The following is a 12,785-nucleotide window of genomic DNA, read 5'->3' on the forward strand; positions in this document are numbered from 1 at the left end:
GTCGAAGCTAGCATGAAGTACGATCAGAGTCGTACTGAGTGGGAGAGGGAGGAATCACCGTGCCGACAACGCAGCGCGCATTCGAAGCACCCGCCGAACCGCCGGGCACACCGCTACCGCTGCCCGAACCGGCCATCGAGGACCTGCGCCTGGAAACCGTGCTGGGCGCCTTGAGCGATCCGCTGCGGTTGTTCATCGTGCGCAAGCTGCTGCTCGAATCCGAGGGCTTCGACCACTCCTGCGGCTGGTTCGGCATCGACCGCCCGAAATCCTCGCTCACCCACCACTTCAAGGCTCTGCGCGAGGCGGGCGTCACCCGCCAGCGTCAGTACGGGCTCGAACGGCGCAGCCAGGTCCGCGTCGCCGATCTCGAAGCCCGGTTCCCGGGACTGCTGGCGCTGGTCGCCGACTGGTCGCCCGCCGACTGAATCCGAACCCCCGGCCCGCGCGCGCGGCGCACAATGGCGCTATGGCAGTGCAGCCAGCCCCCGTCGATCGCGACGATATTCGGCGCTCGCCCGTGCGGCAGAGCTGGCGCGACGTGGTCTTCCTGCACTGGCCGATCGACCCGGCCACGGTGCGGCCACTGCTACCCGCGGGCACCGCGCCGGATGTGTGCGAGGGCAGCTCCTGGGTCGGCGTCATCGGCCTGCGCATGACCGACCTGCGCTTCGGCCCCATTCCCTATCCGGAATTCCGCGAACTCAATCTGCGGCTCTACAGCATCGACGAAAACGGCCGCCGCGCAGTGGTTTTCCGCACCCTGGAGGCCACCGACCCGGCCTTCGCGGCACTGGCGCGCACCACCCTGGCCCTGCCCTACAGCTGGGCCGATATCGCCTGTGAGCGCGGCGACGGCCGAATCGCCTACCGCACCGCCCGCCGCCACCCCGCCCCGTCGGGCGCGGGCGTGCACTTCCGCGTCGCCCTCGGCAACCCCATCCAGCCCACGGCACTGGAATGCGCCCTCACCGACCGCTGGGCCCTGCACCAGTCCTGGTACGGCCGCACCCTGCGCCTACCCCTCGCCCACGAGCCCTGGCCACTGCGCCGCGCCACCACCCTCGAATGGCACGACGACGGCCTCTTCGCCGCCTGCGGCCTACCCCCGCCCGAGGGCCCGCCGCACAGCACCCTCTACGCGGAATCGGTGACGGCCCGCTTCGGCCCGCCCACCTCCGTGCGGCCCGCGTCGTGGCGAGCACGCTGAGCCGAGCGCGGTATGCCGCATATGCCCAGGCCGACGGCAGGCCATCGACCAGCAACCACTAAACTGCTCACGTGAGTCTTGTGCTGCTACCTGCCGTCGATGTCGCCAATGGTGAGGCCGTGCGCCTGGTTCAGGGGGAGGCGGGCAGCGAAACCAGTTACGGTTCGCCGCGCGATGCCGCTCTGGCGTGGCAGCGCGATGGGGCCGAATGGGTGCACATGGTGGACCTGGACGCGGCGTTCGGCAAGGGCTCCAACCGGGACCTGCTGGCGCAGGTGGTCGGCGAACTCGATGTGAAGGTGGAGCTCTCCGGCGGTATTCGCGACGACGAATCGCTGAAGGCCGCGCTCGCCACCGGGTGCGCGCGGGTCAATCTCGGCACCGCGGCCATCGAGAATCCGGAGTGGTGCGCCCGTGCCATCGGCGAGTACGGCGACCGTATCGCGGTCGGTCTCGATGTGAAGCTCCTCGACGGCGAATGGCGACTGCGCGGCCGCGGCTGGGTCACCGACGGCGGCGATCTGTGGGAGGTGCTCGAGCGCCTGGAACGCGACGGCTGCACCCGCTACGTCGTCACCGATGTGGGCAAGGACGGCACTCTTACCGGGCCGAATCTGGACCTGCTGAGCCAGGTCGCCAACGCCACCGAGGCGCCCGTGATCGCCTCCGGCGGCGTCTCCACCCTCGACGACCTGCGCGCCATCGCCACCCTCGTCCCCGAGGGCGGCGTGGAGGGCGCGATCATCGGAAAGGCCCTCTACGCGGGCCGTTTCACCCTGCCCGAAGCCCTCGAAGCGGTCCGCTAGCGGATGGCCGACCGCACCGCGCTGCTCGCCATCGCGAGCCAGGTACTCGATTCCGCCGCACCGCGTTTCGTGGAAGGGCTCGGCGCGCCCAGCGCGGTCCAGAAGGGCCGCAACGACTTCGCCACCGAACTCGATCTGGAGCTCGAACGCCGGATCTCGGAGCAATTGAGCCAGCGCACCGGAATCCCGGTGCACGGTGAGGAATTCGGCGGTCCACAGCTGACCTCGGGCACCGCGTGGGTACTCGACCCGATCGACGGCACCTTCAATTACTCGGCGGGACATCCGCTCTCGGGCATGCTGCTGGCGCTGGTCGAGGACGGCGTGCCCACCATCGGACTGACCTGGTTGCCCGTACTCGGCCAGCGCTACGCCGCCGCCGTCGGCGGCCCGGTCGTACTCAACGGCGTCCCGCTGCCGAAACTGGAGCCGAGCAAACTCTCCGACGCCATGATCGGCTTCGGAGCCTTCAACCTCGACGGCGAGGGCCGCATCCCCGGCCGCTTCCGCTTCAACCTGCTGGGCGCGCTCAGCCGTCTCTCCGGCCGTCTGCGCATGCACGGCTCCACCGGAATCGACCTGGCGTACACGGCATCCGGCGTCCTGGGCGGCGCGGTGGTCTTCGGCCACCACCCCTGGGACAACGCCGCCGGGGTCGCGCTGGTGCGCGCCGCGGGCGGCGTCGTCACCGACCTGCTGGGCAGGGACTGGACCATCGAATCCGGGTCGGTGCTGGCCGCCGCGCCCGGTGTGCACGAGGAACTACTGGACCTGATCAGCGCCTGCGTCGATGAGGTCCGCGGAGAGGTGAACCAATGACCTTGGCAGTACGCGTGATTCCCTGTCTCGACGTGGACGCGGGCCGGGTGGTCAAGGGCGTCAACTTCGAGAACCTGCGCGACGCGGGCGATCCGGTGGAACTCGCCGCCACCTACGACGCCCAGGGCGCGGACGAACTCACCTTCCTCGATGTCACCGCCTCCACCGGCGACCGCGGCACCATGATCGACGTGGTGACCCGCACCGCCGAACAGATCTTCATCCCGCTCACCGTCGGCGGCGGCGTGCGCACCGTGGACGATGTGGACCGGCTGCTGCGCGCGGGCGCGGACAAGGTGTCGGTCAATACCGCCGCCATCGCCAAACCCGAAGTGCTGCGCGAGATGTCGGAGCGCTTCGGCTCCCAGTGCATCGTGCTCTCGGTGGACGCCCGCACCGTGCCCGCGGGCCAGGACCCGACCCCGTCCGGCTGGGAGGTCACCACCCACGGCGGCAAGCGCGGCACCGGCATCGACGCCGTCGAATGGGCGGTGCGTGGAGCCGAACTCGGCGTCGGCGAGATCCTGCTCAACTCGATGGACGCCGACGGCACCAAGGCCGGATTCGACCTCACCATGATTCGCGCCGTCCGCGCGGCCGTCACCGTCCCCGTCATCGCCAGCGGCGGCGCGGGCAAGGTCGACGACTTCGCCCCCGCCGTCCAGGCCGGTGCGGACGCGGTGCTGGCGGCCAGCGTCTTCCACTTCGGTGACCTGACCATCGGCCAGGTCAAGGACGCCATGCGCACCGAGGGCATCACCGTGCGCTGAGCGCCCGGCCCATGTACATGCAACTACCTTGCTCGGCCGGGAGTATGCATGTACAAATAAGTGGTGTCAAGTATTCAGCGCGACGAACAGATGTGGAATCGGGTCATCGCCCTGCACGCGCAGGTCGAGCAGCGGCTCGCCACCGCGCTGACGCGCACCCACGGACTCGGGCTCTCCGAGTACCGGGCGCTGGGGTTCCTCGACGAATCGCCCGATTCCGAGCTGCGCATGCAGGAGTTGGCGAATCGCCTCGGCCTCAACCAGAGTTCGGTGACCCGCCTCGTCGGCCGCCTCGACGCCGCCGGATTCGCCGAGCGTGACCTGTGCCCCGATGACCGCCGCGGCGTGTACACCGTCCTCACCGAGGCGGGCCGCAAGCGCTACCGCGACGCGCGCGGCACCTACCGCGACACCCTCGCCGCCGCGTTGGACGAGGCCCCCGACGGCACCGCCGCCGCCCTCCGTCAGGCCCTCGCCTGAGCGACTGTTATAACGAGAGCATGAGTCTGGATCCCGCCATCGCCGCCCGCCTCAAGCGCAACGAGGCCGGGCTGGTCGCCGCCATCGCCCAGGAGAAGGCCACCGGCGATGTGCTCATGATGGCGTGGATGGACGACGAGGCCCTCGCCCGCACCCTGGAATCCCGCAAGGCGACCTACTATTCGCGCTCGCGCCAGCAGTACTGGGTCAAGGGGGAGACCTCCGGACACACCCAGTACGTGCACGAGGTGCGCCTCGACTGCGACGGCGACGCCGTTCTGCTGATCGTCGACCAGGAGGGCGCGGCCTGCCACACCGGCACCCACACCTGCTGGGACGGCGATGTGCTGCTGACCGAAACGGCCTGAGTCGGAACGGCTTTCGCGGCGCTGCCGGGCCGAAGGGTTGTCGGTCTAGAGGTTGTCGGAGTCCGGTACCGCCGCGGTGTGGTGCTCGGTCACCGCGTCACCGTCGGCGTCGGCGTAGCCGCCACCGCGTCCGGCCCGCCCCAACCCGTGCGCGAGGCCGCGCTCCATCTGCGCCACCATGGCCTCGCCGAGTTCCAGCAGCTGCCGCGTCTGCTCGGTGTCCAAACCGTCGAATACCAAGCCGCGCACGGTATCCAGATAGCCCGGCGCGGCCTCGGTCACCTTTCGGTACCCGGCATCGGTGAGCACCGCCTGCGCGCCGCGCCGTCCCGCGATGGTCGCGCGCTGCGCCCAGCCGAGTCGCTCCAGTTTCGACACCACATGCGACAGGCGCGATAGCGATGCGTTTGCCTTCCGTGCCAGGTCGCTCAGTTGCAAACGGTGGCCCGGTTCTTCGGAGAGCAGCGTCATCACGAAGTACTCGAAATGGGTAATTCCGGATTCACGTTGCAGCTGGGTATCCAGGGCGGCGGGGAGCCGGGTGGTGAGCGCTATGACGGCACGCCAAGCTCGCTGTTCCATCGGATTCAACCACTTGGTCACCGTGCGCCCTCTCGTAGCAGCCAAGTGACCTTCGGTCGTTGAGAAATGGTCCGCGGTCAGCGAACTTCAACGCACAGTCACCCGCAAAACAAAGTTTGCCACGATTTCGCTCATGAGTCACGGGCGTTGCTGAATGACGTGACATCAGTCACGTGCCGTCAGCTGTGGGAATCGTCAGATGCCGCCCGGCTCCGGGGGAGTGACGGGCTCGGTGGTGGTTTGCGCTGGCACGCTCTGTTTTTCCGGCGCGGTCCGCCGCTTGGCGACACGATGCCGACGAATTCCCCTGCGCACCACCAGAAATGCGGCGAAGGCGAATATTACCGCGGCCACAATGGCACCGGCGAGGCAGGCCCCTCGGAAGCCGGGGGCATCCACATCGAGAATTCGTTCACCCGCGTGGGCGGCGGTGCTGTTGCCGAGCACGATGGTGAGCGTCATGAGATTCGGGACGGCCGCCACGACGGCGAGAACCGCCAACATTCCCGCTATAAACCGGCCGCCCCGTTTTCGCCAAACCATTGTCGAGAACAACAAAAGAAACAGCGGCAGGGCGGTGGATACGACACCGAGGACGAGTCCGTACCAGATGCCCTTGGAAAAACTGGAATGCACCATTTCCGCAATTCGCTGGGCCCACCATCGCGGAATGAAGGCCGCCAGAACGAGATACGCCAACCACAACACCACGGCCAGTGCCAGCAGTCCGAGGATGCGGTTGCGCCAAATGGCGAAGGAGCCCTTCTCGTCCGTCGCTGCGTAGTCGCTCGGCGTCGTCATGGGGCCTAGCCTAGGCCCGGACCGCGCGGTTTGCTCGGAGGTCGCTGCGTCGTGTGGCCACTTATTTGCCTGCCCGGGTCGCGACGCCTTGTGATGGCCGTCGCGGGCCGTGCCGCGGTTACGAGTCGCGGTTACGAGTCGCGCTGGGGCGAATGTGACTCGACCAGGTCGGCGAAGAGGCGGCTGACCCGGTCGCTCAGGTCGGGGACCGTCATGCCCATTTGGGCGGCGCGTTCGGGAAGCTTGCCGTCGAGGGCGAGGGAGGCCAGGCCGTGCGCGAGACTCCACCAGGTCATGGCGAGAATATCGGCCTCGGCGGCGGGGAGCGCCCCGGCCTCGACGGCCGCCGCGACGGTCTCGGCCAGCACCGCGAAGGCGGCGTCACCGGCCGCGCTGGTATCGGGATGCTTGTGCGACTGCGACAGTTCCGGCCGGAACATGAGGCGGAAGTACGCGGGCCGCTCCCGGGCGAAGCGCACGTACGCGTCGGCGAGGGTGGCCAATCGCGCCACCGGTGTAGCCGCCTGTTCGCGGGCGGCGAGCAGATCCTCGCGCAGCAGTTCGAAGCCCTGGGTGGACAGGGCGGTCATGAGCGCGGCGCGGTCGGCGAAGTGGTGGTACGGCGCACCGGGGCTGACCCCGGCCTCGCGGGCGACCCGGCGCAGGCTCACCGCGGCCAGGCCCTCGGACTCGATGAGCTGGAGGGAGGCGCGCAGCAGCTCCTCTCGCAGCGCGCCGTGGTGGTAGCGGGACTTCGTCGACGACATGGGATGAGCGTAAGGGGTTGACGGCCGGGGCACGGTCAATCTATACATTGATTAGATTCTGAACACCGCTTAGATTGGAGTGTGGCTCATGTCGGATCGTGTTCTCGTGACCGGAGTTTCGGGGTATCTCGCCGGGCATATCGTCACCGACCTGCTCGACCGGGGATACGAGGTGCGCGGCACCGTGCGCGCGCTCGGCAGGCCGGAGACCACCGCGCATCTGCCGGGCGTGGAGCTGTTCGCGGCGGATCTGGAGTCCGATGCGGGATGGGCCGAGGCGGTCGCGGGCTGCCGCTATGTCATCCACGCCGCGTCCCCGTTCCCGGCCGGGGAGCCCGAGCACGAGGACGAACTGGTGCGCCCGGCCGTCGACGGCGCGCTGCGGGTGCTGCGCGCGGCGGAGGCGGCCGGTGTCGAACGGGTCGTGCTCACCTCGTCCATCGCGGCGGTGCGGGTCGGGCACGAGAACGTGTGCACCGAGGACGACTGGTCCGATCCGGCCCGGTGCAATCCCTACGAGAAGAGCAAGACCCTCGCCGAGCGCGCCGCCTGGGAATTCGCCCGCAGCCGACCGGGTTTCGAGCTCGCCGTCATCAATCCGGGCATGATCCTGGGGCCGGTGCAGCGCGCCGAGGCGCGTACCTCCGTCGACGCCGTGCGCCTGTTGCTGGCGGGGGAGATGCCCGGTGTGCCCCGGATCGCCTTCGCCATGGTCGATGTGCGGGATGTGGCGACCGCGCATCGGCTGGCCATGGAATCACCGGGGGCGACGGGCAATCGGTACATCTGCGCGGGGGACCTGGTGTCGCTGCCCGACGCCGCCACCGTCCTGGCCACCCGGTACAAGGTCGCCACCCGGCCGCTGCCGAACTGGTTGATCCGCACCGTGGCCCGCGTCAACCCCGCCGCCCGCACCGCCGCGCGCTATCTCAGCATTCGCGAGCGGGTGACCGCCGACAAGGCGCGCCGCGAGCTGGGCTGGACCATGCGCCCCATCGAGGACACTCTCCTCGATACCGCGGAAAGCCTTGTCCGCCTGGGCGTCGTCGCCGACCCGGGGCCGTCGAAGCGGGCGGCGTCGACGCGGACCGCCAGCCCCCGTCCCGCCTCGGCCGTCTGAAAGGGCCGGTGCGCCATGCTGATTCTCACCGCGATCATCACCACCATCGGCCTGATCCGCCGAAAAGTGAAGGCCACCAAGACGAACCGGCCGGAGGGTGCATCGACAGGCCCCGAGGCCACGGCGGCTCGGTCGTGGCGAACGCGTCTGCGTCGCCCGACCGAAGGGAGCGAGGCAAACCGACCCGCGATGCGTCGCCGCCTCGAAAAGCGGCTGCTACAACCGGCTTTCGCCGCCGCCGCGCTCGTGGTCGTCGCCTTCGCGGGCATCCACCTCGCGAGCTGCTGAGAAAACCGCTCCTACTTCGCGCGCTTGCGCAGGAAGTCCAACGCGTCGTCGGCGTGCACATTGGCCCGGAGCTCACTCGAGATCACCGTCGCGACAGTGCGATCCGGGTCGATGACGAAGGTCGCGCGCTTGACCGGGCTGAGCTTGCCCAGCAGTCCCCGCTTCACCCCGAACTGCGCGGCGACGGTGCCGTCGGGGTCCGACAGCAGGGGATAGTCGAGGCTCTGCTTCCCCGCGAACCCGGACTGGGTATCCACCGAATCGGCGCTGATGCCGACCCGGGTCGCCCCCACCGCGGCGAATTCGCCTGCGAGATCACGGAAGTGGCAGGCCTCGGCCGTGCACACCGGCGTATTCGCGGCGGGGTAGAAGAACAGCACGACCGGTCCATCGGCGAGCAGTTCGTCGAGCGAGCGCACGGTGCCGGTCTGATCGGGAAGCTCGAAATTCGGTGCGAGCTGGCCAGGCTTCATGCCCGAACCCTACGGGATACCGGCCCGCCGGTACGAGTTGCGCGGGCGGGCCACACCTCCTCGGTGTTCCGGCGATCCTGGCCCGGCTACATCGTGACCGTGCGGGCGGCCGCTCACACCACTCGGTCGTGACATGGCACGGCCCGCGCACGGGGGCCGTGTGCGGGCCGGGGTACCGCGGGCAATCAGACGCCGATGAGCGCGGCGACGTCCGGGTTCTTGATCTCCATGACATCGAGGATGCCGTGGGCCCGCAGGAAGGGCTTGAGTTCGCGGATGCGGTCCGCGTGCTCGGCGTACTCGTCCGGGAAGTGCCGGGGATCCAGCGCCTCGAGCGCCTTCACGTACGTGACGAAGGAGGCGATGGCGCTGTGCTTGCCCGCCGGGTTCATATTCATCATGCGCGGCGGCTGGGTGGGGTGCTGTCCCGGAGCCACCTGCTGACTGGCGTGCCGTGGACCCTCCGGTGCGACCGGTTGCGAGGGGTACATCTGTGTTGAACTCCTCTCTATAAGGGATACCGCGTGTGGCGAGTGTAGTGATCACCGCCACTGTTATTCGCGGCCGGTATGGCTGTGGCTGTGCGGGGAGTGGGATTCGATACCGGGAATCCGGCCTGGAATGATGGGGCAATGCCCGGCACTTCGAACTCCTCCACCACTTCGCGCGAACAGTTCCGCCTGCTCGCGGCCGACCATCGGGTCGTCCCGGTGATTCGAAAGGTGTTGGCGGACTCCGAAACTCCGCTCTCCGCCTACCGGAAACTGGCCGCCGACCGGGCGGGCACCTTCCTGCTGGAGTCCGCCGAGAACGGGCGTTCCTGGTCGCGCTGGTCGTTCATCGGCGCGGGCAGTCCGACCGCGCTCACCGTGGAAAATGGTCAGGCGACCTGGCTCGGACAGGTTCCGGCGGACGCTCCGGCGGGCGGCGAACCGCTGCAGGCGCTGCGCGACACCCTCGAACTCCTGCAAACCGAGCGACTGCCCGGTCTGCCTCCGCTCACCGGCGGGCTCGTCGGCTACCTGGGCTACGACGCGGTGCGCCGGATGGAGCGCCTGCCGGTGCTGGCCGCCGACGATCTGCGACTGCCCGAGATGGTGCTGCTGCTCGCCACCGACCTGGCCGCCTTCGACCACCACGAGGGCGCGATCACGCTCATCGCCAATGCCGTCAACTGGAACGGCACCGACGAACGCGTCGACGAGGCCTACGACGACGCGGTCGCGCGCCTGGACCGCATGACCGCCGCGCTGGCCGCCCCGGCCGAGTCCACGGTCTCGGTCTTCGACCGTCCCGAACCGCACTTCCGCCGCCAGCGCACCTCCGAGGAGTTCGGCGCGGGCGTGCGCCGCCTGGTCAAGGAGATCGAGGCGGGCGAGGCGTTCCAGGTGGTGCTGTCGCAGCGCTTCGAAATGGATTACGACGGCAGCCCGCTCGATCTGTACCGCATGCTGCGGGCCTCGAATCCGAGCCCGTACATGTACCTCATGCACATTCCGGACCGCGACGGCGGCACGGCGTTCTCCATCGTCGGCTCCAGCCCGGAAGCGCTCGTCACCGTCAAGGACGGCGTCGCGACCACCCATCCCATCGCGGGCACCCGCTGGCGCGGGGCCACCGAGGAGGACGATCTGCTGCTCGAGAAGGGCCTGCTCGAGGACGAGAAGGAGAACGCCGAACACCTCATGCTGGTGGACCTGGGCCGCAACGACCTCGGCCGGGTCTGCGAGCCCGGCACCGTGCGCGTCACCGAGTACCGCCACATCGAGCGCTACAGCCACGTCATGCACCTGGTCTCCACGGTCTCGGGCCGCCTGGCCCCCGGCAAGATCGCCATGGACGCCGTGCGGGCCTGCTTCCCGGCGGGAACGCTCTCCGGTGCGCCCAAGGTGCGCGCCATGGAGCTGCTCGAGGAGCTCGAACCCACCCGCCGCGGCATCTACGGCGGCGTGGTCGGCTACCTCGACTTCGCGGGCGACGCCGACACCGCCATCTGCATTCGCACCGCGCTGCTCAAGGACGGCATCGCCTACGTCCAGGCGGGCGCGGGCGTGGTCGCCGACTCCGATCCGGACTACGAGGACGTGGAGTCGCGCAACAAGGCCATGGCGGTCCTCAAGGCGGTGGCGGCCGCGCAGACCGTGCGGGCCTTCCGGCCCGACGGACAGGGCGGCGCGCAGTGAGCGACACCGGCGATACCGAACGCCCGCCCGAGCCCGTCACCGGAACTCCGACCGCGTCGAATCCGGCTGACGCTCAGCCTGATTCGACGCTAGAGCGCGAAAGCTCGCCTGACACCGCCGTTTCCGAGCGCGCGACCGCGCGAAGCGCCCGAGCGCAAGCTCGCGGGGACCGAGACGACGCACGCGCCGAACGTGACGCCGCGCGCGTGGAACGGGATGCCGCTCGCGTGGAACGGGATGCCGTGCGCGCGGACCGCGACGCAGCCCGCGCCGAGCGAGACGCGGTCGCGGCGGCACCCTCCGATTCCATTGGTGGACAGGACGATCCTCGGCCTCCGGCGGATGCGACCGCCACCCCCGCCGAGCCCACCGCACCCCGAGAGGTCGCCCAGGCGCTGACCGACGCCGAGCTGGCCGAGTCGGCCGCCACGGCCCAGCCCGCGACACCCGGCAAGCGCTCGAAACCCATTGCCGCCGTGTTGCTCCTGGCGCTCGCCGCCGGTTTGCTGTGGGGCGCTTCGCGAATGACGTGGGTGAGCATCGAGATCACCAGCGACTTCGGCATGCCGCGCGACAAGGATCTCGACGGCGGCACCTGGTTCGCCGCGCTCACCCCGCTGGCGCTGGCCCTGGTGGCCACCATCGCGGCCGTCTTCGCCACCCACGGCTGGTTCCGGCGGCTCATAGGCGTCGTGGTGGCGGTGCTCGCCGCCATTGCCGCCGTACCCGAATACGCCCTGCTCAGAGGGCAGGGCAAGATCGCCGAGCGGGCCGGTCGACTGGCCGAGCTGCGGGACTGGGAGCATGTGGTGAGCGCGCAGACCGCGACGCTGCCCGCCGTGCTGGCCCTGGCCGGTGCGGTCGCGGCCTTCGTCGCCGGTCTGCTGCTGGTGCGCATGCCCCAGGACTCCGCCCGCATGTCGGGCAAGTACGACAATCCGGCCGCTCGTCGCGCCGCCGCCACCGCCGAGGTGGCCGAACACCGCGCGACCGAATCCACCGCACCACCCGCCTCGGGCGACCAGCTCTCGGGCCGGGTGCTGTGGGACGCGCTCGACGCGGGCGACGATCCCACCGCGACCGAAACCAATACCCCTGCCGCACACGATGATCCGGATACGGGGACAGCGCGCGACCAGACCCGCTGATCAGCGCGGGAGACCGTACCCGGTCCCCGTACCGCCCCCGCCGTCAACGACGCGGAGATAGCCATTTACTCTTTATCAGCATCGGTGAGACAGCGCCTGGGGGGATTCTCAGGCAGCAAGTCCGTCTCCCCAGAAAGGATTCGAGCCAGATGACGGTACTCGACTCGATTCTCGACGGGGTCCGCGCGGATGTGGCCGCACGGGAAGCCCTCCTGGATTTCCAGGCCGTGAAGAAGGCTGCCGCGGCGGCACCCTCGCCGCGCGACGCGAAGGCAGCGCTGCACGAGGACGGTATCGGCGTTATCGCCGAAGTGAAGCGTGCCAGCCCCTCCAAGGGCGCGCTGGCGACCATCCCGGACCCGGCCGATCTGGCGCGTGCCTACGAGGACGGCGGTGCGCGCATCATCAGCGTGCTGACCGAACAGCGCCGCTTCCACGGCTCCCTCGCGGATCTCGACGCCGTGCGCGCCGCCGTGGACATCCCGGTGCTGCGCAAGGACTTCATCGTCGGTCCGTACCAGATCCACGAGGCCCGCGCCCACGGCGCGGATGTCATCCTGCTGATCGTGGCGGCCCTCGAGCAGGACGTGCTGTCCTCGCTCATCGACCGCACCGAATCGCTCGGTATGACCGCCCTGGTCGAGGTGCACACCGAGGAGGAGGCCGACCGCGCCCTCACCGCCGGTGCCACCGTGATCGGCGTGAACGCCCGCAACCTCAAGACCCTGGACGTGGACCGCGATGTGTTCGCGCGCATTGCCCCCGGTTTGCCCAGCGAGGTGATCCGCATCGCCGAATCCGGTATTCGCGGCACCGCCGACCTGCTGGCCTACGCCGGTGCGGGCGCGGACGCGGTACTCGTCGGCGAGGGCCTGGTCACCAGCGGTGACCCGCGGGCCGCGGTCGCCGAGCTGGTCACCGCCGGTACCCATCCGTCCTGCCCGAAGCCGGTCCGCCGGGGCCGGTGAAG

17 protein-coding genes are annotated in these 12,785 nt (G+C 69.5%); 12 read left to right on the forward strand and 5 right to left on the reverse strand.

Features of this window, described 5'->3' with window-relative positions; all coding sequences use genetic code 11:
- Positions 1–59 precede the first annotated feature (59 nt).
- The 7 genes from ACIBH2_RS22600 (at position 60) to hisI (ending at position 4,453) form a co-directional block, all read left to right on the forward strand.
- Positions 60–428 (forward strand): ArsR/SmtB family transcription factor, encoded by a 369-nt coding sequence (locus ACIBH2_RS22600; protein ID WP_397120371.1) that lies wholly within the window; start codon positions 60–62, stop codon positions 426–428.
- A 41-nt stretch (positions 429–469) separates the two neighbouring features.
- Entirely contained in the window at positions 470–1,210 is a 741-nt protein-coding gene (locus ACIBH2_RS22605) for a YqjF family protein (protein WP_397120373.1), read from the forward strand.
- Positions 1,211–1,281: 71 nt separating this feature from the next.
- Positions 1,282–2,016, forward strand: coding sequence for a bifunctional 1-(5-phosphoribosyl)-5-((5-phosphoribosylamino)methylideneamino)imidazole-4-carboxamide isomerase/phosphoribosylanthranilate isomerase PriA (gene priA, locus ACIBH2_RS22610; protein ID WP_397120375.1), 735 nt, complete (start codon positions 1,282–1,284; stop codon positions 2,014–2,016).
- Between the two features lie 3 nt (positions 2,017–2,019).
- A complete protein-coding gene (locus ACIBH2_RS22615; RefSeq protein ID WP_397120377.1) occupies positions 2,020–2,835 on the forward strand; it encodes an inositol monophosphatase family protein in 816 nt (271 codons plus the stop codon).
- Positions 2,832–3,605, forward strand: coding sequence for an imidazole glycerol phosphate synthase subunit HisF (gene hisF / locus ACIBH2_RS22620; protein WP_397120381.1), 774 nt, complete (start codon positions 2,832–2,834; stop codon positions 3,603–3,605). The genes ACIBH2_RS22615 and hisF overlap by 4 nt, the downstream gene beginning before the upstream one ends.
- Before the next feature lie 63 nt (positions 3,606–3,668).
- Complete coding sequence (locus ACIBH2_RS22625; RefSeq protein WP_397120383.1) at positions 3,669–4,085, forward strand: MarR family winged helix-turn-helix transcriptional regulator; 417 nt, start codon at positions 3,669–3,671, stop codon at positions 4,083–4,085.
- Between the two features lie 20 nt (positions 4,086–4,105).
- Positions 4,106–4,453: a phosphoribosyl-AMP cyclohydrolase gene (gene hisI / locus ACIBH2_RS22630; protein ID WP_397120385.1), complete on the forward strand. Its 348-nt coding sequence runs from the start codon at positions 4,106–4,108 to the stop codon at positions 4,451–4,453.
- 45 nt (positions 4,454–4,498) lie between these two features.
- Here hisI and ACIBH2_RS22635 read toward each other — a convergent pair whose 3' ends face one another.
- The 3 genes from ACIBH2_RS22635 to ACIBH2_RS22645 all read right to left on the reverse strand — a co-directional run bounded on the left by ACIBH2_RS22635 (position 4,499) and on the right by ACIBH2_RS22645 (position 6,603).
- Entirely contained in the window at positions 4,499–5,035 is a 537-nt protein-coding gene (locus tag ACIBH2_RS22635) for a MarR family winged helix-turn-helix transcriptional regulator (RefSeq protein WP_397120387.1), read from the reverse strand.
- A gap of 195 nt (positions 5,036–5,230) precedes the next feature.
- Positions 5,231–5,836 carry a permease gene (locus tag ACIBH2_RS22640; protein WP_397120389.1) on the reverse strand — a complete coding sequence of 202 codons (606 nt, stop codon included), beginning with the start codon at positions 5,834–5,836 and terminating at the stop codon, positions 5,231–5,233.
- Positions 5,837–5,967: 131 nt separating this feature from the next.
- Entirely contained in the window at positions 5,968–6,603 is a 636-nt protein-coding gene (locus ACIBH2_RS22645; RefSeq protein ID WP_397120391.1) for a TetR/AcrR family transcriptional regulator, read from the reverse strand.
- An 88-nt stretch (positions 6,604–6,691) separates the two neighbouring features.
- Between ACIBH2_RS22645 and ACIBH2_RS22650 the strand changes: the two genes are divergently transcribed.
- Entirely contained in the window at positions 6,692–7,723 is a 1,032-nt protein-coding gene (locus ACIBH2_RS22650; RefSeq protein WP_397120393.1) for an NAD-dependent epimerase/dehydratase family protein, read from the forward strand.
- Positions 7,724–7,738: 15 nt separating this feature from the next.
- Positions 7,739–8,011: a hypothetical protein gene (locus ACIBH2_RS22655; RefSeq protein WP_397120395.1), complete on the forward strand. Its 273-nt coding sequence runs from the start codon at positions 7,739–7,741 to the stop codon at positions 8,009–8,011.
- An 11-nt stretch (positions 8,012–8,022) separates the two neighbouring features.
- Here the strand turns inward: ACIBH2_RS22655 and ACIBH2_RS22660 are convergent, their stop codons facing one another.
- Complete coding sequence (locus ACIBH2_RS22660; protein WP_397120397.1) at positions 8,023–8,484, reverse strand: peroxiredoxin; 462 nt, start codon at positions 8,482–8,484, stop codon at positions 8,023–8,025.
- Positions 8,485–8,669: 185 nt separating this feature from the next.
- Positions 8,670–8,975, reverse strand: a complete 306-nt coding sequence (locus ACIBH2_RS22665) for a hypothetical protein (protein WP_397120399.1) — start codon at positions 8,973–8,975, stop codon at positions 8,670–8,672.
- Between the two features lie 141 nt (positions 8,976–9,116).
- Between ACIBH2_RS22665 and ACIBH2_RS22670 the strand changes: the two genes are divergently transcribed.
- The 3 genes from ACIBH2_RS22670 (at position 9,117) to trpC (ending at position 12,783) form a co-directional block, all read left to right on the forward strand.
- Entirely contained in the window at positions 9,117–10,667 is a 1,551-nt protein-coding gene (locus ACIBH2_RS22670) for an anthranilate synthase component I (protein WP_397120401.1), read from the forward strand.
- Between the two features lie 227 nt (positions 10,668–10,894).
- A complete protein-coding gene (locus ACIBH2_RS22675; protein WP_397120403.1) occupies positions 10,895–11,815 on the forward strand; it encodes a TIGR02234 family membrane protein in 921 nt (306 codons plus the stop codon).
- A gap of 149 nt (positions 11,816–11,964) precedes the next feature.
- Positions 11,965–12,783, forward strand: a complete 819-nt coding sequence (gene trpC / locus ACIBH2_RS22680; protein WP_397120405.1) for an indole-3-glycerol phosphate synthase TrpC — start codon at positions 11,965–11,967, stop codon at positions 12,781–12,783.
- Positions 12,784–12,785: the final 2 nt, after the last annotated feature.

This window comes from Nocardia sp. NPDC050406 (genome assembly GCF_044459025.1).
Lineage (GTDB): Bacteria > Actinomycetota > Actinomycetes > Mycobacteriales > Mycobacteriaceae > Nocardia.

Coding starts and splice junctions, on each gene's coding strand:
- ACIBH2_RS22605 (WP_397120373.1), top strand. CDS start 470: ATGGCAGTGCAGCCAGCCCCCGTCGATCGCGACGATATTCGGCGCTCG.
- ACIBH2_RS22615 (WP_397120377.1), top strand. CDS start 2,020: ATGGCCGACCGCACCGCGCTGCTCGCCATCGCGAGCCAGGTACTCGAT.
- hisF (WP_397120381.1), top strand. CDS start 2,832: ATGACCTTGGCAGTACGCGTGATTCCCTGTCTCGACGTGGACGCGGGC.
- hisI (WP_397120385.1), top strand. CDS start 4,106: ATGAGTCTGGATCCCGCCATCGCCGCCCGCCTCAAGCGCAACGAGGCC.
- ACIBH2_RS22635 (WP_397120387.1), bottom strand. CDS start 5,035: ATGGAACAGCGAGCTTGGCGTGCCGTCATAGCGCTCACCACCCGGCTC.
- ACIBH2_RS22640 (WP_397120389.1), bottom strand. CDS start 5,836: ATGACGACGCCGAGCGACTACGCAGCGACGGACGAGAAGGGCTCCTTC.
- ACIBH2_RS22645 (WP_397120391.1), bottom strand. CDS start 6,603: ATGTCGTCGACGAAGTCCCGCTACCACCACGGCGCGCTGCGAGAGGAG.
- ACIBH2_RS22650 (WP_397120393.1), top strand. CDS start 6,692: ATGTCGGATCGTGTTCTCGTGACCGGAGTTTCGGGGTATCTCGCCGGG.
- ACIBH2_RS22655 (WP_397120395.1), top strand. CDS start 7,739: ATGCTGATTCTCACCGCGATCATCACCACCATCGGCCTGATCCGCCGA.
- ACIBH2_RS22660 (WP_397120397.1), bottom strand. CDS start 8,484: ATGAAGCCTGGCCAGCTCGCACCGAATTTCGAGCTTCCCGATCAGACC.
- ACIBH2_RS22665 (WP_397120399.1), bottom strand. CDS start 8,975: ATGTACCCCTCGCAACCGGTCGCACCGGAGGGTCCACGGCACGCCAGT.
- ACIBH2_RS22670 (WP_397120401.1), top strand. CDS start 9,117: ATGCCCGGCACTTCGAACTCCTCCACCACTTCGCGCGAACAGTTCCGC.
- trpC (WP_397120405.1), top strand. CDS start 11,965: ATGACGGTACTCGACTCGATTCTCGACGGGGTCCGCGCGGATGTGGCC.